The sequence below is a fragment of the Paenibacillus sp. NPDC057886 genome, assembly GCF_042796655.1.
Taxonomy (GTDB): domain Bacteria; phylum Bacillota; class Bacilli; order Paenibacillales; family Paenibacillaceae; genus Paenibacillus.
Window position 1 is genome coordinate 71,818 of record NZ_JBHVMZ010000006.1, and the last position, 19,153, is coordinate 90,970.

The window sequence follows — 19,153 nt, forward strand, 5'->3', positions numbered from 1 at the left end:
CGGGCAAAACCCAACATAAAGCAGGCCATCGGTGATTATCTGATCTGAAGCCCTTTTAGTTGCGCGTTGTCCGCTTTTTGATGTGTTCACGGGCATAGGGTCAACAGTTTTAACAAAGAATGAGTACAACGTAACCAGAGAGGAATGACAGATATGACAACACCATTTCCGAAGGATTTTCTATGGGGCGGCGCAGTCGCAGCCAATCAGCTCGAAGGAGCCTACAATACAGATGGCAAAGGCCTATCTGTTCAGGATGTAATGCCGCATGGGATTACGACGCCAAGAACAGAAGGACCGACAGAGGATAACCTGAAATTGATTGGTATCGATTTCTACAATCGTTATAAAGAAGATGTTAAGTTGTTTGCTGAAATGGGCTTCAAAGTGTTTCGTACTTCCATCGCTTGGTCCCGTATTTTCCCTAAAGGCGATGAATTGGAGCCAAACGAAAAAGGTCTGCAGTTCTATGATGAATTGTTCGACGAGTGCCACAAATACGGGATTGAGCCCCTCGTAACGATTTCTCATTATGAGACACCGCTGCATTTGTCCAAAACGTATGACGGCTGGGTTAACCGTAAAATGATTGATTTCTACGAGCGTTATGTAACCGTTCTGTTTAACCGGTTCAAAGGCAAAGTAAAATACTGGCTGACGTTTAATGAAATTAACTCCATTCTTGAAGAACCATTCATGAGTGGCGGCATCTTCACGCCAAAAGCAGAACTGTCCAAGCGGGATCTGTACCAGGCAATCCACCATGAGCTGGTAGCAAGTGCGCTGGCGGTTAAACTGGGTCATGAGATCATGCCTGAAGCCAAAATTGGCTGTATGGTACTCAGTATGCCAACCTATCCACTGACACCAAATCCGGATGATGTGGTAGCTGCAATGCATGCAGAACAGCGGAATGACATCTTTGCCGATATTCATGCACGTGGCTATTATCCGAAATACATCAATCGTTACTTCAAAGCGAATAATATCAACATCAAGTTTGAAGATGGCGATGCTGAAATTCTGAAACATACGGTGGACTTCATCTCGTTCAGTTACTATGTAAGTATTTGTGAGACAGGTGACCCACAGAAGCGTGTTGAAGGCAAAGGAAATTTGTTTGCAGGTGTACAGAACCCTTACCTCAAAGCAAGTGAATGGGGCTGGCAGATTGACCCGCAAGGCCTGCGTGTAACGCTGAATAAATACTGGGATCGTTATCAAAAACCGCTGTTTATTGTCGAAAATGGTTTGGGTGCAGTAGATGAGCTGATTACAGACGAAAATGGCAATAAAACGGTGAATGATGATTACCGGATTCAATACCTGAATGATCACTTGGTACAAGTAGGCGAAGCGATTGAAGATGGCGTTGAAGTTATGGGTTATACCTCATGGGGCTGTATCGATCTGGTGAGTGCATCAACAGCAGAGATGAAAAAACGTTACGGCTTCATTTATGTGGATCGCAACAACGATGGAACGGGTACATTGGATCGTTACAAGAAAAAATCATTCCATTGGTACAAAGAAGTTATTGGTACAAACGGCGCAAGTCTAAAATCCGACAACCATTAATTTCTGGTTCCAAAGACATATGTGGTTAGCGTCTTCTTGTGTCATATTCAAGCACATTAACCGCTTTCACAAAAACATTGTCAGATGGATAATTATATGGTAAGATGGGCCTAGGCTAATGAATACTGGATTGTTACTGTTCAATCAGGCAAAACCAGAAGCGGGGCATGTTTAATGACCTGTTTTGGTTTTGCCTTTTACTACTTTGACGGTGCAAGGTGATGTGAAGAAATGAAAATTGAGAAGGTGCTGAACAACAACGTAGTTACTGTGATTGATCCGGGAGGAAACGAACTGGTCGTCATGGGACGGGGCATAGCCTTCAAAAAGCATACTGGTGAAACGATAGACGACAGTCTGGTCGAAAAAATATTCTCATTGGAAAGCAAGGAAGTATCGCAGAAACTGAAAACGCTTCTGTCTGATATTCCAGTTGAATATGTTGAATGCTCGGATGAGATTATCCGTTACGCCGAGACCGTGTTGGGTGAGAAGCTTCATGAGAGCATCTACATTTCACTTACGGATCATATTCATTTTGCCATTGACCGGCATCGTCAAGGCTTGCAGATTCGTAACGCATTGTTCTGGGAGATTAAGCGCATGTACCGTAAGGAATATGCCATTGGGCTCAAGGCGCTTCAGATTATTGAAGAAACATTGGGTGTCCTGCTTCCTGAAGACGAATGCGCATTCATCGCTATGCATCTGGTTAATGCCCAGATGAACGGTGAGATGAGGGAAACCATCAGTATTACGAATATCGTTAAAGATATACTCAACATCGTACGACGCAGCTTCGTCATTGAGCTGGATGAGGATTCGCTGAGCTATTATCGATTCCTGACACATTTGAAATTCTTTGCTCAGCGCGTATTGCAAGGTACAGCGATTGAAGATAAGGAAGCAGATAATCCGCTTCATGACCTGGTGAGCAAACAATATCCTGAGGCACATGCTTGTGCGTGTAAGATTAACGACTATACTCGCAAGATCTATAGCCGGGTCTTATCCAAGGAAGAAATTCTTTATCTGACCATTCATATTGAACGGGTTGTCAGAACGGAACAAACAATCGAATAAATTGGGATTGTTACTGCAAAAAAGGCAAAACCTAAACGTTGAATAATGATAAGCTGAAACTGCTTTGTCATTATTCAGTGTTTAGGTTTTTTTTTAACCTTCATTACACATAAAAGGAGCAAAACACAATGGATAAACAACAATTGTCCAAGGATATTCTGAAGCTTGTTGGTGGCGAAGAGAACATCGATCAAGTCACACACTGTATGACAAGACTCCGGTTCAACCTGAATGACAACAAAAAAGCGGACAAAGCGACGCTGAAAAATACACCTGGCGTTATGGGCGTTATGGAGAATGGCGGTCAGTTCCAGGTCATTATCGGGAACGATGTGCCTGTTGTGTATAATGCACTTGTAGGCAATATGTCCAAATCGCCTGATGCCAAACCAGCTGCTTCAAGTGAAACAAGTAAAAAGAAAAATCCGCTGAGTGCTGTATTTGACTTCATCTCAGGCGTGTTTACACCAATCCTACCAGCGATCACCGGTGCGGGGATGCTCAAAGGTATTGTTGCATTGCTCCTTACCTTTGGATGGATTGATGCTACAAGTTCTACGTATATCATTTTGTCGGCGATTGGTGATGGTGCATTCTACTTCCTCCCAATCATACTGGGGATCAGTACAGCACGTAAGCTGGGCAGCAACATGTACATTGGCGCGGCGATTGGTGCATCAGTTATGCACCCGACGATTACGGCTCTGTTAGCACCAGGTGAAAATGTATCGTTCATCGGTTTGCCGGTTGTAGCAGCGACCTATGCATCCTCGGTTATCCCGATTCTGATTGCGATCTGGCTGGCTTCTTATGTAGAAAAAGCCATCGACAAGGTTACACATGCTTCACTTAAATTGATTGTTGTACCAACAGTTACATTGCTTATCATTGTTCCAGTAATGATGATTGCCGTAGGACCTCTTGGCGTTATCATCGGTAACGGTTTAACAGATGGTATTAACTGGTTGTTCAATAACGCTGGTTTGTTTGCAGGATTGCTTGTTGGTGGAACATTCTCGCTCTTAATTATTACAGGTATGCACTATGCACTGGTTCCAATCATGATCGGTTCCATTGCGACACTGGGATTCGATTACTTGATTCCACTCATGATGGTTGCAAACTTTGCGCAGGCAGGCAGTGCATTGGGTGTTTCTCTGAAATCCAAAAATAAACAAATCAAATCTATGTCAGCATCAACGGGTGTTACTGCTCTTATGGGAATTACAGAACCAGCAATGTATGGGGTAAACATGCGTTTCAAAAAACCATTTGTTGCAGCCCTGATCGGTGCCGCTATTAGTGGGGCGTTTATCAGTTTCTTCCAAACCAAAGCTTATGTAATGGGTGGACTCGCGGGTCTGTCCGGTATTCCGATGATCATCGGCCCTACATTTGTATATGCACTGATTGGAATTATCATTGCTGTTGTAGTTTCAGCAGTTCTGACGTACATTCTTGGATTTGAAGATGTTCCTGAAGCAGCAGCTGCAGCCACTCCATCGGCCGAGCCAGTAACACCGATAGCAGCTGACGTGAATAGCTCGGCTTCCGCAGTAACTGCTGTTGAAGAAACGAAAGCACTGGATCAAGACGTATTCAGCCCGATTACTGGTGAAGTTAAACCATTAAGCGAAGTTCCAGACCCTGCATTCTCCGAAGAGATTATGGGTAAAGGTTTTGCCATCCAGCCGTCGGAAGGCCGCGTGGTTTCTCCGATCAACGGAACGGTATTCTCGCTGTCGAAGAGTGGACACGCCATCGGCTTGGTAAGTGACAATGGCGCTGAGATGCTCATTCACATCGGGATTGATACCGTGAAACTGAAAGGTCAATTCTTCTCCCCTAAAGTTCAAGCAGGAGCGAAGGTTGCCGTTGGTGACGTACTGATGGAATTCGACCGGGAAGAAATTGAAAAAGCCGGTTACACCACAATTACGCCGGTTATCATTACGAACATGCATCAATACAATACAATCGAATCTGCCGGACGTACAACGATTAAAGAACAAGAATTGTTGTTCACGGCTAAAGCTTAAATAAGTCAACAAGCAGCAGTCTCTCCGGAAGGAATTCCGGTAAGGCTGCTGCTTTGTTATTGGTATAGGCGATATCTTTCATGGCTGATATCTGCTATATCTTAAACCGAGCGAGAAGGCAGCAGCTCCTGAACCAATTGTACAAAGTGCTGCGCGGGCTTGGACAGATGGCGATTCCGATGCCACACAAGCGCAGAATCTACGGTGGATTGCGCATCCTGAATACGATAAACATGGAAAGGATGCTCGTGATATAGCTGCAGAACCGTATGGGGCACGATGGAGCTTGCAAAACCGAGTCGTACAAGTTCCAACAACATGTTAATATCCGAGCATTCGCCCGCAATGGAAGGATTCACGTGATGTTCACGGAATTTCTGCAATATCAGTTCGAACATCCCGAGTCCTTCGGTACTGGGAAGCAAGAGAGGGATGTTGGCCAGCTTTTGAAAATAAATCCCGCTCCTATCCGCTGAGTTCAGCGGTGTGGAGGAAATATAGAAGAGAGCTTCCTGCGGTAGATGCAGCACTTCATATTGCTCTGTTTTGACAGGCATTCGCACACAGGCGAGCTCGATTTTGCCTTCACCCAAGAGCTGGCAGAGCTGCGCAGATTCATTTTGCTGAATTTTATAGGTCACCTGGGGATGTGTTGTTCGAAACTGCTGGAGCGCTTGCGGGATCAAACGATCTGAAATGGTATTAATGCCAAGCGACAGCTTACCCCGAATGCCATAGCGGAAGCTCTGCATCTCCATGACAGCTTCCTCCATGTATTTGGTCATCGTGACCGCATAATCATAGAAGCTTCGACCGGCCTGTGTCAGCTCCATGCTGCGTCCTTTGCGTTCAAACAAAGCTACGCCGAGCTCGTCTTCCATCAGCTTGAGCTGCTGACTTAGAGGAGGCTGAGCCATGTGTAATCTGCGCGCTGCCGCCGTGATCTGTCTCTCCTCGGCAATCGCAATGAAATAGCGACATTGTTTGATATCCAAGTGTGTTCTCCTTATTTGCAACGATATGTTTTTCATATGGGAAACCAACAAAACATGTATTTTTATTATACTTCCATCCTATGTTACCATACATAAGATTTAAACACTTCAAATCACACATGTAGATTATGATATATCAAATATATGCCGTGAGGATGACGATGAATTGGAGGGTGAAGGTGCGATGCTGAAAACAATACATGCAGCTGCTGAAGCTGGACATACAGATGACGTGCTGCGGTTTATCGCACAAGGGACTGGAGTGAATGACCGGGATGCGCGAGGACGGACGCCTCTGATGGCTGCGGTACATGGCAACAAGCCAGAGACGGCAAGTACGCTTATTGAAGCGGGAGCGGATGTGAACATCCAGGATCAACGACTGGACAACATGCTGCTGTATGCCAGTGCGGAAGGTTTGCGTAAAATGGTCGAACTGGCTATAAAATCAGGTGCCAATACCCGGCTAACGAATCGGTTTGGGGGCACAGCTTTGATTCCTGCTGCAGATCGAGGTCATGTCGATATTGTGGAAATCCTCCTGAAATGTACGGATGTGGATGTGAATCATATCAACAATCTGGGCTGGACAGCTTTGCTGGAAGCGGTCATTCTGGGGGATGGCGGCACTCGCCATCAGCAGATCGTAGCATTGCTTTTGCAATATGGTGCGGATCCTTTCATTGCTGACCGGGACGGAGTTACAGCACTTGCGCATGCCCGTAGGCATCATTATAAAGAAATGGAGCGAATGTTAACCCAATCATGAACAGACATCAAGAGCAATCTTTGCAAAATAATATAAAGGGTGCGTCATCGCTTGCATTGGCAGGCATTCAGTGGTTCTTCTTCCTGTTTACCAACACTGTGGTGGTGCCGTTATCCATCGGACATAATTTTCAGCTTTCACCGGAGGCCATTGCTGCGTCGATGCAGCATGCCTTTTTGCTTACCGGGGCTGTGTGTATATTACAAGCGTTCTTTGGACATCGTTATGCCGTGATGGATGGTCCCTCGGGGTTATGGTGGGGACTGACGCTAAGCTTAACGGCCTCGGCTTCATCGGCAGGCATGAGTTTGGAGCGTATTGGGGGAGGACTGGCTGCGGGTTTTCTGTTAGCGGGTCTGACGATGATGATCCTTGGTGGGCTTGGAGCGGCGCATGTGCTTCAGAAGCTGTTCACACCAATGGTCAAGAGTGCGATGTTATTTCTGATGACGATTCAATTGACCATGAATTTCTTCAAAGGCATGATTGGATACACCGAGTTTGGAACATTCAATCTGCCTGTAGCGGCGTTGTCTGTTGCCATTGCGTTTCTTGTGGCCTTAATCCAGCTTAAGGGAAAAGGTAAGCTCGGCAACTACTCCATCCTGATTGGCATCGTGACGGGGTGGATTGCCTACAGTTTTGTGTTCCCTGGACAGCATGCTGGAGTATCCGGTCAACAGGAGTTAAACCTTTTTTCCTGGTTTCCGTGGGGGACGCCGAAGTGGGAGCCGGGCATTGTCATCACAGCTTTTTTTGTCGGGCTGGTGAATATGACGAACTCCATCACCACGTTAAGCTCCGTCGAAAAAATATATGGAGTACAAACGACCAGCCAACAATATAAACGATCATACATGCTCACGGGATTGTTCACCATGTTATCTGCGTGTGTAGGTGTGCTGCCGTTCGGTTTATTCGCTTCTTCGATTGGTTTTCTGGAGAGCACCCGTATTCTGAGACGAGCTGCGTTTGTTGTTGGAGCAGGCATGTTATGTATGTTGGGACTTACGCCTTCCGTGACCGCCTTTTTCGCACAAATCCCTCCCAGTGTAGGGAGTGCCGTGCTATTTGTAGCCTATTTGCAAATGTTCGGAACGGCCCTAAGAACACTTGAAGGCACCACTTTTAATTCCAAAACAATCTATCGTGTGGCATTGCCGGTTCTTACAGGTGTTGCTGTAATGAATATCCCTGCTGAAGCCTTTCAGGCTCTGCCCATGTACCTTATTCCAATCATTAGCAATGGACTCGTCATTGGGGTCGTGGTGTCACTGTTGCTCGAAACCACAGTGGATTGGTCCAAGATGGACAACACAACTACTGCAACCAAAGCAGCCTGAATATCTAAAATATTGAAACAGTCCGGTTCATCGGGCTGTTTTTTTGTTAGGTTGGTGCTTCCCCGGTTACTTCACCACAATTTTGCCCTGCCCCGCGAGCATTCTCATTTCTCTGGATAAACGCTCATGATTGCCTTGCTGGATCTCCAGATGTACGCCGTAGTACCATCGGTTATTCTCTTCTTTGCCCCAGCGTAGCGTTCCTTCCAAATACAAGGGGTCTTCAAAAAGCAGCAAATTCATGCCGATTCGGATGTTATTGGACTCCACATGCAGATTTAACGGAAATGAAAGCTGACAGCCGGATCGGCTGATATCGCACAATTCAGCTTGAATGGGTTTGGGTGGTGCTGAGGCGCCGTTAATGCTGAGAATAAAGATTTCAAACGTTATCGGCTCCTTTAAAGTATAGCGAAAAGGTTCTCTTCTAAGGTTAATAGCCATGGTTTCCTCCAAAAAATCAAAAAAAGTTAGTTATGATTATATCGTCCATTTTGCTAAAAAAATGAAGAGATTAACCTTGTTTGCTAACACCTTAAATCTTCACATATATAACATGAACCTAGTTAGCTCTTGAGTGCCTTTAACCTGTGTGTCGGGCTTGATATAATGGTTGGATATGGTTCTGATATCTCACCTGGATCAGAAGGGAAAGGAGCGGATCAGGTTGCGTCAATTTTCTTCAGAATTTCAGGAAAAAATCAATCGATTGGGAACCGGAACTGTTCAACAAACGGTTGAACAACTGCGTGAAGTGGGCCATTCCGGGGCCTATGCAGCAATTCCGACCATAATACAGATGATGGATGATCGTCATTCAGCCATTAGTCAAGCAGCGGAGCAGGCGGTCGCCGCTCTGCTTGCGGTGTGTCCCCTTACGGAACTGGTTTGGTTGAATGAACATGCAAGGGAATGGCGTCCTTCTCCTCTGGAATGGAAGAAGTCTGTCGAACGAGAAATGCGTACCCTGGATCAGGCGAGTGCTACCCGACTTTCTGTGTTGACGATGCATTGGAGTGGATACATCAGAGAGGCAGCTGTTCGAAAAATGATCGAGAACGATCAGCCGTATACCTTTCCTTATTTGCTGCTTCGTTTAAATGATTGGGTGCCCGAAATCCGTGATTTGGCCAAAGTGTCACTCGAGCGCAAGCGCAAGCACGAATATGCCAAGCTATGGATGGAACATATCATATTGGTGGAACGACTTCGAATCTGTGGCCGGGATTCGTTCGGGGAATGGATTGAATCTATCCATAACTTGCTGCGTCAAAAGGAATGCAGGTATGTCATTCATTCGGCAAGGGTATCACCGGAGGCCTATATCCGTCGCCTGGCGTTTCGCATATCGGTTGAAGCAGATGGAACGGATAACGGCATAGTTATAGAGCAGGCACTGCGTGACGACGATCCTTCCATCCGTAGGTGGGCGGCGCAGCGAGTGGATGGCATGTTGTCAGGACAGAAGCTGAAAGAAGCATTTCTTCGCATGCAACAGGACAGTGTACCTTCAATCCGCCGGGAAAGTCTGGCGTCTCTGGCTGCCATGTTTCCTGCAGATTCGAAAGAGATTATAGTGGGTCGGCTGTTGGACCCAGACCTCTCGGTAAGGGATACAGCTCGAAGGCACGGGAAGCAATGGATGAAGGGGAGTTATGCTGAGTGGTATCTTGATGTGATTTGGAGTGAAGAGCGACGCCACCTCGCTGCGGCCATTGCCGGTCTTGGAGAGACAGGGGACAAGGCAGACGCCGAGGTTGTATTCGATTATGCGCAGCACTCTGCGGTTGCGGTAAGGAAGGCTGTCATACGCGGACTGGCGCGGCTAAACCCTTCCTCCTACGGGCCCTATTTTGTAAATATGCTGCAAGATCCTCAACCGGGCATTTCGCGCGAAGCCTGCCGAGCATTGATGCGTCATCCTCATCTCATCCAGCCGGATGAAGCAGCAGGTCTGTTGGCGGATAAAGCTGCCAAGCCTCATGTAATTCGAAATGTGCTGCGTACTATGTCTGTTATGGACAGATGGACTCAACTAGGTCTCCTGTTTCAGCAGCTACCAGCAGCCCAACCAGAATGGGTGAAGCGCACGCTTCTTCGTCAATTACACAACTGGGTTAAATTCCCAAACCGTAGTTTTGGGAGCAGATTGCCCGTTGCAGAGCAGGAGCGTCTTCATCAACATTTGGAATGGTGTCGACCTGAACTGGACAACGACCTGATCCATCGGCTGGAGTGGCTTATGCAATGAATGTAATTAATCTTTAGGATTTTTCCTTAATAGAGTTCAAGAATTGAACGATATCATCCAAATAGTGTGCGTCCATCAGTTTTCGTGGAGAGAACAAGGCGGCTGCATAGGTTTTGAACGTGGAACGCGCCAGTGAAGAGGGTAGCATCGAATGATCATCATCCGGCAGTTTGGTTACACTGAGCAGTGATTGTGGAATCATCTGACGATAAACGCGCTCTGTCTCTTGAACATCGACATTTATATCTTGACCTCCAAGCACGAGATGAACAGGGCTATGAAACGAAGCGAGCCCATCTGTGGCATCCGATTCCACATTGTTTACGATAAACGTCCAGCGATCCTTGGAAATGAGCTGCTCCTCATTAGCCATGTGCATATATTCATCGTAGGTGGCCTTGTTTCGAATCAGCTGCAGAACCTGGTCATTATAGAGCTGCCTTGCAGTGATCTCCTCCCCGGTATATCCTTCCTGGAGCATTTCCTGCCGGGTGTTATATCTGCCCTGTGTAATCCAGTTGATGGCGGGGGAAACCAAAATGCTAAATGCAATATCTGGGTCTTGTTTCACCACGTTTGGAATAACCCATCCAGCCTGGCTGGCACCCCACAAACCAATTCGATTCTGATCAATAAAGGGTTCTTTTCTGGCCCATTCAATAGCGGTCAATATATCCTGTGCGCGATCCTCCATGGTCTGGTCAAGCCAGTTCCCAGAGGAACTGCCAATACCGGGTTTATCCAACGAGAGGGAGGCATACCCCGCCATGGCAAGCTTTTCCCACAAAGGTCGGTAGCCACCGTTATAACTGGCATTAGTCGGGCCGTCTCCATGTACAAAAACAACAAGGCCTACCTTATCCGAATGCTGTTTGGGCAGTGTGAGTATACCCGTTAATTTTCCATGGACGGTTGGAATGGAGATGCGTGTTTCTTTCATATTGAACGTGTTCTGAATGAGTACCCATGTCACAATAGCCAGACTGATGATTGTCACACCGATCATCCATTGGAAAACTGGGGTTTTAAATAGTCTTAATCTAGGGGATTGTTGTTTGAACACTGGAATGCCTCCTGTATGTCAGAGATGGGGCTAACCATGAAAATCCATTCAGGTTCACGGAATAGGAATTTTCGAAAAGGGCTGGTATGTGATGATTCCACTCTGAAGTTCATTTGATGATAAAGATGAATGGCTTGTGTGTTGCTGCTGGATACGTGCAAAGATATATATTCACAATGCAGATGTTGGTTTGCAAACTGCTGAGCTGTAATCAGTAGCTGTCTGGCAATCCCACGCTTTCGATGACTTGAAGCTACAGCCAAATGCTCAATATAACATTCGTGTGGACTTGGCTTATATTCCAGGGCAATCATTCCGGCCATAAACATGCAGACATTACGTAGTCCGTATTGTTTGCAAAGCTTATCTACTGGAATTTGCCGGATATCCTTTTTTATCTGTAGGGGGTTATTGAGGCACCATTTCAGGTATAGAACCCCGACTACCTGGTTTCCATCTAGAGCAATGATCTGTTTGCTGGAGGGAGCGTTTCCTTGATCCATCCATATAGCACCGAGCAAATCGGCAGTTTCCGTTGGAGCGAGTCGCACAAGAGCCTCAAACTTGGCTGCAAAAGAATGAACCATTAATGTTCGGACAGCCTGTTCATATTGACTCTGATCATCATGATCCACAATTTGAATAGCAGCCGTGATGTTCATGATTGGTTCCTTGTTTTTACTTTAGGGTGAGTGGGCTCAATTCTGGCCTGAATCTCATAGTGTAATTGGTCAGTGCCCAACATGGAGAGATAGGACTTTTCAATCAAAATTATTGGGTCTACCAGCACGTAAGCGGTTTGAAAGGCATATTCGTTAAGCTGATGAATTTCCTGGGCAATATTTTCTTCGGATGTCACCGTGAAGGATCTGGTCAGATATAAGCCTCCTTCGACTAAAAAATTGCTGACAGCATCAGAAGATGGTATGCAGACAGCAACTTGGTCTGAGGTATACAGGTAATGAAGATCAGATTCAAACAATGCAGGTTGATCCGTACGATGCTGATACAAGGCACGGGCATGCAAAGATTCGTTTGGTTGGATGTTGATCCAATTGGTGAAATGCCGAACGGCAATTTCCTTCATCTCATATATGGGTACACGCTGATCCTGCTGTGATAGGCTGATCCATTCCTGCTGCTCCTGCAATATGCTCTGAATAGATTGTTTCATGTGCATCAACGAATCAATCTGTGATTGTACATCTTGAAGTGAATTGGTTAACAATCTGTGATAGTCAGCTGTGGAATAGGAGAGCATGCACTCCTTGATTTGCTGAACAGATACATTCAGCTTGCGCAATAAAAGAATATGGGAGAGTTGATAGATCTCATCCATTCCATACATTCGGTAGTGGTTGGTATCAACATATGCCGGAAAAAGCACTTCTTTTTCCTCGAAGTATCGAATTTGATGGACTGAAACATGCATTAATTTGGATAATTCGCTAATCGTAATGTAATTGTTCAAGATGTTGCTCCTTTCTTGGTGGGTGGCATAGGATCACTATAAACCTTGGGGCAGACCTAAGGTCAAGTTGTTTATTTTAAATAAAGAAGGGAGAATTAGATTGAACGGGAAATTTCAGGTGTTCACGGATACGGCAGCATTGTGCCTGTATGATCTGGCGGCGTTAAAACATCGTGTTGAAGATACACCGGACTGGTGGTCTATTGCAGAGGATGAACTGACTGAGGTAAATGCAGGCAACTGTTTGTTTCTGAACCTGGGTGAAGATGGACAGTATGAGGTGAAATGGAGTCTGGATGATGCGGGGAAGGAAGTGGAGAGTGCACTGGTATAGCATCTACGAGTCCCTTCCGGTAACGTTTATCTGGGGGCGGCGGAGGATGTCACTGGTGGTGAATTGGAGCCGGATGAGTCGTGTGGAGGTATGTTTCTCCAGAAGAAACCCGGAAATTATGCATGTATGGTAACGAAGGAAGACAATCAAATATGGATTACCATCAAACCCAGTCTGCAAAGCGAAATTAGTTTGAATAACTTGATTCGAATCTGACGTTATAGGTACGCGATGGAAGGAGGCATATAGACATGGATATGTACAAGGTACAGTTGGAACGTATACAGGAAAAGTTGAACAAGCTCCAAGCTCTGGACCCGGAACGGAAGCTGTTTGGGGCAGAGAATCATCAATATGAAATGGCTCCGGTATGGACATTGGACGAGATTAAGGCTTTTGAACAGAAATGGAAGATAGAGCTGCCTGAAGAATATCAAGCATTTTTACTTGTCATTGGAAGTGGCGGGACAGGTCCTTATTATGGGCTGGAAAAGCCTGAGAACGGTATATATCTGGTGATGGATTATGATGATGAGTTGAATGCCATTTCCGATCCGTTCCCACATGTGGAATCCTGGAATTGGGATGTGGACTGGTACGATGACAGCAAGGACGAGGACGAGTGGGCAGCGCTTGAACATGAGTATTATGATCCGAAATGGTCGGCAGGGATGCTGCGAATCAGCAATTTTGGCTGCGGCGTGTCGCTTAATCTGATCGTGAAGGGATTGTCCTATGGAGAGATCTGGACCGATGATCGAGCGAATAGTAATGGATTTTATCCGGATCATTATATGGGTAACACGGAGCGACTGAGTTTTCTGAACTGGTACGAATTGTGGCTGGACCGCACGATTAATGAATCGAATGAGCAACAGTAGTAGTTTTTAGTTAACTTTTAGATTGAAGGAGGTACCATGTGGGCTGGGAATATGGCATCAGAACAACAAATCCTGTCATTTTACCTCGGATTGTGAAGCGACTGGCGGACTCCTTAACCTTCTCCGACTTGTATAAGCTGGAGCATTATGAAGATGGTTTTGCATTGATCCAAAAGGGTTCTTCCTGGCCTGAAGCTCTACAAGTCTCGATTGAAGTGGCATCGGGAATGGATGAGATTGTGGAGGGAGAGTTGTACATCTATTGTCTGTTTCATACGGGGGGTGACTTCGCAGCAAACTGGCTAAGGCAGATGGGAGCGGCTACGAATCAGGATGACACTGAGCTGGAATGGTTTGAACTTTAAATAATGATGCGGAAATCAATACAAGAGCTTCCTCCTCAGGATTAGGCGGGGCTTTTTTGTGATGGAAAATAAATAAAAACGGTTTGGCTTGTTCATCCGTCTTAAACCACAGAAAGAGAGAGAAGGAGGGGATTGCGGGGTGGAAACCAAAGCCGAGATGAAAAAGATGCTGTTTATACAGAGCGAAGATGAGACGGCATTTGTCCAGTCCATCCTGGAGCATCAGGATACACTGATCTCTATTGCCTACAGCTACCTGCGTAATCGTCACGATGCACTCGAAGCGGTGCAGGAGATGACATGTCGGGCCTGGATCAAGCGTCGTTCTCTGAAAAATGAGAAGGCGTTCAAATCGTGGATTATTCGTATTCTGATCTATGTGTGCATTGATGAACAAAGACGTCGCAAACGGGCCACACCACTGCCGAGCGAAGGGTTGGAGGAGGCGATATCCGAGTCTGCCATTGTAAGATGCAGCGACAACAGACTTGCGATGTGGTCCATGCTTGAGAAAATCAAACCTAAATACCGCCATGTATTACTGCTGAAATACTATAACGACATGACGTCGATTGAGATTGCCTCCATTCTTGGCAAACCGGAGGGCACCATCAAGACCTGGCAGCATAAAGGGTTGGAACTGTTACGGAAACAGATGAAGAACAGGGGGGATTGGCATGACAACTAGTCCGGAGGAACAGGCACTTTTCGCAGATGCTTCCCAGGTTAAGCTGGAGAGACAGCAATTAAATCCGGCGGACACGGCCTTTGCCATTCAGCGAGGTCTGGCAAAGGCAAGAACTCGGCGAATGACAGGTCATGTGCAATTAAAGTGGATTACGGCGGTGCTCGTAACCGCTCTGGCAGCCGGTTGGCTGCTGATGGGTCCACTTGGCGGTTCTACACCACAACAGGCAATGTACAGCCAGCCCGCACAGAATTGGGGAGTTCTTGAACCTTTTCGGGAGTTGGCTGAAAGCGATATTGACGGCAACACGATTGCATCCGCAATTAACAATGGTTATGTGCAGCTCGTGGATCGTTCTGTGAGATCAGGAATATATCAGTTAACCGTCAATGCAGTGATGGCGGATGAAACCAAGATGATCGTATTGTACACTGCCCAGACGGATGCTTCCCAAGAGATATATTCAGTTCCCAAAACCAATATGGTCAATGGCATGACGAACCAATCACTTGGCAATGGCGGTATAAGCAGCCTGTACACCCCAAATGGAAAGTATACACTTTACGGACGTAGCACCGTTGAAATGGATGGTAATACACCGTTTCCTGAACAAGTGAAGTTCGATTTTCGCATTTCATCTGTAGTCCCTGATCTGCTGGCTGACACGAATAAGGTTAAAAAAGATACCAAATACCAATTTTCGAAACCGATGGAAGTGAGCTTCGATCTGGATCCTAAATTTTCTTTATCCAAGACAGAAAAGATCAAACTTAATCAGTTATTTACGATTGGTGGCCATGAGGTGATGTTATCTGAAGCAGAGGTATCGCCACTTGTGACACGGGTAAGATTTATCTATGAACCTAATCAAAAGATTGATTATAAAACCAAACTCTCCGTCAGTGATGTGGTTAACCCTACCGAGATTGTATCCACCACCAAGGACGGGCAGAAGACCAAGTTGTCCAGTGTGTCAGGTAATGGGACGGAAGATGGGATGATCTATTCCTTCAGTAGTAATCTGCTGGATGACCCACAATCTCTGGTATTAAAACTTCGCGGTGAACCCGGCAAAGTTTACGATGATTTGCAGGAAGCCGAGAAACACAAGCTGGAACTGAAAATCAAATAGGATTCAGAGGAAGGGCGATACAAAGTCATGGTTTTTGCAGATGATTTTGTGTCGTCTTTTCATTTTTCTTATACGGGGACTGCTGTTGCGAAAAAATAAAAATGATGGTTAAATTGCAATTTTTGTATTGTCACATCCGATGTTACACGATATAATCTACTTGTCTTTCAGGATAAAATTATAAAGGATGGTGAAATTTTGAAGAAATTTTCGATTCTTTTACTCGTTGTAACACTGTTATTGTTGACAGTCTCCACGGTCTCTACGGTCCCCGCTACATATGGTGCGGCTAGTTATCCCAACACAGGCACGAATGGTTTAACGGGTTTTGCCGGTAACGCCAAAAATGAGAGTGGTGTATCCAAATCAGCCACGACAGGTGGTAAGAACGGTCAGATCATCTACATCAGCAATCTGAACGATTTGCGAACACATATGGCAGGCACAACGGCTAAAATACTGGTTATTGAACAAAATATTTCTTCCTCTACGTTGCAGAAAGTCGAATTTGGATCGAACAAAACGTTGGTAGGTTCCTTTGATAAACACACGCTGACAAACATTCATTTCAGATCGACGTCCAGCTCAAGCAATGTCATTTTTCAGAATCTGACTTTTGAACACGCTTCCAATATTAATGCTAATGATGATATCCAGATGTATATTACTTCAGGCTCCAACTACTGGATCGATCACGTGACGTTCTCCGGCCACAGCTACAGCTCGAGCGGCAGTGATCTGGACAAGCTCCTGTACATTGGGGATCGCGCAGATTATATTACGATCAGCAATTCCAAATTTGCCAACCACAAATACGGAATTATTCTCGGATATCCGAATGATGGCAATAGCAGCTACAATGGTGTACCTCATGTAACGATGGCTAATAACTATTTTGAAAACCTGTATGTACGTGGTCCTGGTCTCATGAGATACGGTTATTTCCATATCAAAAACAATTACGCCAACAACTTTAACCAGGCCATTACAATTGGCGAGAAAGCACGCATTTATTCTGAAAACAATTATTTCGGTGCAGGCGCTGAAAAAGGCGGCATTCTGGATGATAAAGGAAACGGGGGATTTACGGATACAGGCAGTACACCTGCGTTAAGCAGCCCATCCTCTCCCCAAACGAGTTGGAGACCAAGCTCCAACTACAGCTATGAAGTGCAGACAGCCAGTTATGCCCGCGAGTTTGTCACCAAGTATGCAGGTTCGTCTAACAACACGCTTGTGTTCGGAAAATAAAAGGTAGCTGACCCCCTTAACATGTGAAAGCCCGTATCCCTGATACGGGTTTTTACTATGGTGAGAACCCAATAAAATATCTGAAATATTAGTATATCTTATATTCCTTCATATATTAAAAATTTATAATTAAATTCCGATATACATTAAGTGTGTTTTCATGTTTATGAAGGCCTAATATACTATAAAAAAGCCCTAGGATTTTGCGATTTAACTATAAGCAAGGACCATAGACTGATAAAGCATAGTACAGCAATGTTTCACAATCGTATTTAATTTATAAAAAGGACGGGAAATTCATGAATCGTTATGATGAAATCATCTGGAAAAGGAACAAGCTGATCTGTATCATCCTGTGGGTTATTGTTGCCATCGGTTTTGGTATGGCCTTTTTGGAACCAAAGCTGCTTGTTTCGAATGGGGTAGCTGTTTTGTTCGCTATTTGGGTAACCTATGCCAATGTCAAAAAGAAGTATATTCATGTGATCCCGTGGCTTTGTACACTCCTGATTACGGTCTGTGGAGTCTATGCTGGGTGGGGGAGTGTTAACATCACTTTAAGTCTGGTTATCACCTCAGTGCTGTTGCTCTATCCTGACAAAAAACTGTTCACAACCGGATTTCTCGTGCTGCTTGCCATTAGCATTCTTCAGGTTGTTCTGGTGGAGACACAGAGCTCTGAGGAACTTATTGGCCATATTGTTGATGTAGGATTATTTGCGCTTACCGGAGCCATTCTGATGATGGTTTCCCAGTTGAATCAAAGACTGTTTTGGGATAGCGAAGCACGTTGGCAAGAGGTGGAGCATTCCAAAATGAGAGTGGAAACGATGCTTGTAAGGGTCAAAGAATCCGTAGAGGGCCTATCTCGTTATACGGATCAACTGAAGCAAAAAGTAACCGACACCGGCTCCATTACCCATGAAGTAACGCTTGGATTCAGTGAAGTGGCCAAAGGGGTTGAATTCCAGGCCACCAGTGTGGCTGAAATCTCAGAGTCCTTGTCCTTGTCGGATCAGCATATCCGCGATGTTGCTAGCTACTCGCATCAGATGAAAGAACTGTCTGCGAGCATGGCAACGAGCACGGAAACAGGCAGCGCACAGATGGATCAACTGAATGTTCAGATGCAGGAGCTGTATGAAACGATTGATACAACGGCTGATGACATGAGCAAGTTTAACGAGGAAAGTGAGTCCATGTCGCTGATGCTGAACAGTATTTCAGATATTGCAAATCAGACGAATCTGCTTGCGCTTAATGCAGCGATCGAAGCAGCACGTGCAGGAGAGCATGGACGCGGGTTTGCAGTCGTATCGGAGGAAGTTCGCAAGCTGGCGGAACACTCGGGTCAATCCGCCAATGATATTGCAGTCATTTTGTTCCGTTTGAAAGGACAGACTCAGGCGTTGACGGATCGATTCGAACGTATTCGCCTCGCTTTGCAAGCAGGGAAAGACAGTGTGCAGATGGCAGAAGAGGTTTTCCAGACGATTAACAGCAATTCGCAGCAAGTATTGAATCAGGCGGCAGATATTGAGAGCAGTTCAGTCACCATGAGGGAATCTTCTATGAAAGTGGTTAATGAGGTTTCGGAGATTTCAAGTGTGACCCAGGAATCAAGTGCCGCTACGGAAGAAATTCTTGCCAGTATGGAAGAACAACGCAATCTGACCCAGAAGATGGTGGACAGCTTCGGAGAACTGGAGCAACTGATTGTGAACCTGAACGAGTTGGTATCGGACAAGAACGAGGTACGTTCTGCAACTGATCCGCAGTAAAATAGGCTGAAGCTGGCCTGCTGCATCGGACTCACTTGATTACACCAATTTTATATTCGAAGTTCAGCCTACTGAGCCTGTCTCCAATCATGATGTGGAGGCAGGCTTGGTTGTTTTTAGATGGGGTAT

The 19,153-nt window shown here is 45.6% G+C and carries 17 protein-coding genes and 1 pseudogene; 13 read left to right on the plus strand and 5 right to left on the minus strand.

Annotated features, from left to right (window positions below; genetic code table 11):
• Window positions 1-153 precede the first annotated feature (153 nt).
• The 3 genes from ACFVQB_RS20495 to ACFVQB_RS20505 all read left to right on the plus strand — a co-directional run bounded on the left by ACFVQB_RS20495 (window position 154) and on the right by ACFVQB_RS20505 (window position 4,700).
• A complete protein-coding gene (locus tag ACFVQB_RS20495; protein ID WP_379443140.1) occupies window positions 154-1,578 on the plus strand; it encodes a glycoside hydrolase family 1 protein in 1,425 nt (474 codons plus the stop codon).
• A 231-nt stretch (window positions 1,579-1,809) separates the two neighbouring features.
• Window positions 1,810-2,661 (plus strand): BglG family transcription antiterminator LicT, encoded by an 852-nt coding sequence (licT, locus tag ACFVQB_RS20500; protein WP_247898820.1) that lies wholly within the window; start codon window positions 1,810-1,812, stop codon window positions 2,659-2,661.
• 128 nt (window positions 2,662-2,789) lie between these two features.
• Window positions 2,790-4,700, plus strand: coding sequence for a beta-glucoside-specific PTS transporter subunit IIABC (locus ACFVQB_RS20505; RefSeq protein WP_379443146.1), 1,911 nt, complete (start codon window positions 2,790-2,792; stop codon window positions 4,698-4,700).
• Between the two features lie 101 nt (window positions 4,701-4,801).
• Here the strand turns inward: ACFVQB_RS20505 and ACFVQB_RS20510 are convergent, their stop codons facing one another.
• On the minus strand, window positions 4,802-5,695 hold the full coding sequence (locus tag ACFVQB_RS20510; RefSeq protein WP_379443150.1) for a LysR family transcriptional regulator: 894 nt from the start codon (window positions 5,693-5,695) through the stop codon (window positions 4,802-4,804).
• Between the two features lie 184 nt (window positions 5,696-5,879).
• Here ACFVQB_RS20510 and ACFVQB_RS20515 point away from each other — a divergent pair, with 184 nt between their 5' ends.
• Both ACFVQB_RS20515 and ACFVQB_RS20520 read left to right on the plus strand, forming a co-directional pair.
• Window positions 5,880-6,464 (plus strand): ankyrin repeat domain-containing protein, encoded by a 585-nt coding sequence (locus tag ACFVQB_RS20515; RefSeq protein WP_379443154.1) that lies wholly within the window; start codon window positions 5,880-5,882, stop codon window positions 6,462-6,464.
• Window positions 6,461-7,807 (plus strand): uracil/xanthine transporter, encoded by a 1,347-nt coding sequence (locus ACFVQB_RS20520; protein ID WP_379443158.1) that lies wholly within the window; start codon window positions 6,461-6,463, stop codon window positions 7,805-7,807. The genes ACFVQB_RS20515 and ACFVQB_RS20520 overlap by 4 nt, the downstream gene beginning before the upstream one ends.
• A 66-nt stretch (window positions 7,808-7,873) precedes the next feature.
• On the opposite strand, the gene ACFVQB_RS20525 is transcribed toward ACFVQB_RS20520, so the two are convergent.
• Window positions 7,874-8,251 carry a PilZ domain-containing protein gene (locus ACFVQB_RS20525; protein WP_379443162.1) on the minus strand — a complete coding sequence of 126 codons (378 nt, stop codon included), beginning with the start codon at window positions 8,249-8,251 and terminating at the stop codon, window positions 7,874-7,876.
• A gap of 223 nt (window positions 8,252-8,474) precedes the next feature.
• On the opposite strand from ACFVQB_RS20525, the gene ACFVQB_RS20530 reads away from it, so the two are divergent.
• A complete protein-coding gene (locus ACFVQB_RS20530) occupies window positions 8,475-10,058 on the plus strand; it encodes a HEAT repeat domain-containing protein (RefSeq protein ID WP_379443166.1) in 1,584 nt (527 codons plus the stop codon).
• A 13-nt stretch (window positions 10,059-10,071) separates the two neighbouring features.
• Here the strand turns inward: ACFVQB_RS20530 and ACFVQB_RS20535 are convergent, their stop codons facing one another.
• From ACFVQB_RS20535 to ACFVQB_RS20545, 3 genes are read right to left on the minus strand one after another with little or no spacing between them, the layout of a single operon-like run.
• Window positions 10,072-11,121: an alpha/beta hydrolase family protein gene (locus tag ACFVQB_RS20535; RefSeq protein ID WP_379443170.1), complete on the minus strand. Its 1,050-nt coding sequence runs from the start codon at window positions 11,119-11,121 to the stop codon at window positions 10,072-10,074.
• Window positions 11,094-11,783, minus strand: a complete 690-nt coding sequence (locus ACFVQB_RS20540) for a GNAT family N-acetyltransferase (protein ID WP_379443174.1) — start codon at window positions 11,781-11,783, stop codon at window positions 11,094-11,096. The genes ACFVQB_RS20535 and ACFVQB_RS20540 overlap by 28 nt, the downstream gene beginning before the upstream one ends.
• Window positions 11,780-12,592: a MerR family transcriptional regulator gene (locus ACFVQB_RS20545; RefSeq protein WP_379443177.1), complete on the minus strand. Its 813-nt coding sequence runs from the start codon at window positions 12,590-12,592 to the stop codon at window positions 11,780-11,782. The genes ACFVQB_RS20540 and ACFVQB_RS20545 overlap by 4 nt, the downstream gene beginning before the upstream one ends.
• Before the next feature lie 118 nt (window positions 12,593-12,710).
• On the opposite strand from ACFVQB_RS20545, the pseudogene ACFVQB_RS20550 reads away from it, so the two are divergent.
• The 7 genes and pseudogenes from ACFVQB_RS20550 to ACFVQB_RS20580 all read left to right on the plus strand — a co-directional run bounded on the left by ACFVQB_RS20550 (window position 12,711) and on the right by ACFVQB_RS20580 (window position 19,024).
• Window positions 12,711-13,142, plus strand: a pseudogene (locus ACFVQB_RS20550) (DUF6386 family protein).
• A gap of 35 nt (window positions 13,143-13,177) precedes the next feature.
• Window positions 13,178-13,807, plus strand: coding sequence for an SMI1/KNR4 family protein (locus tag ACFVQB_RS20555; protein WP_379443181.1), 630 nt, complete (start codon window positions 13,178-13,180; stop codon window positions 13,805-13,807).
• Between the two features lie 38 nt (window positions 13,808-13,845).
• Complete coding sequence (locus tag ACFVQB_RS20560) at window positions 13,846-14,172, plus strand: hypothetical protein (RefSeq protein ID WP_379443185.1); 327 nt, start codon at window positions 13,846-13,848, stop codon at window positions 14,170-14,172.
• Between the two features lie 139 nt (window positions 14,173-14,311).
• A complete protein-coding gene (locus ACFVQB_RS20565) occupies window positions 14,312-14,860 on the plus strand; it encodes an RNA polymerase sigma factor (RefSeq protein WP_379443189.1) in 549 nt (182 codons plus the stop codon).
• Window positions 14,850-15,992, plus strand: coding sequence for a DUF4179 domain-containing protein (locus tag ACFVQB_RS20570; protein WP_379443193.1), 1,143 nt, complete (start codon window positions 14,850-14,852; stop codon window positions 15,990-15,992). The genes ACFVQB_RS20565 and ACFVQB_RS20570 overlap by 11 nt, the downstream gene beginning before the upstream one ends.
• Window positions 15,993-16,190: 198 nt before the next feature.
• On the plus strand, window positions 16,191-17,243 hold the full coding sequence (locus ACFVQB_RS20575; protein WP_379443197.1) for a pectate lyase family protein: 1,053 nt from the start codon (window positions 16,191-16,193) through the stop codon (window positions 17,241-17,243).
• A gap of 299 nt (window positions 17,244-17,542) precedes the next feature.
• A complete protein-coding gene (locus ACFVQB_RS20580) occupies window positions 17,543-19,024 on the plus strand; it encodes a methyl-accepting chemotaxis protein (protein WP_379443200.1) in 1,482 nt (493 codons plus the stop codon).
• The last annotated feature ends 129 nt before the right edge of the window (window positions 19,025-19,153 follow it).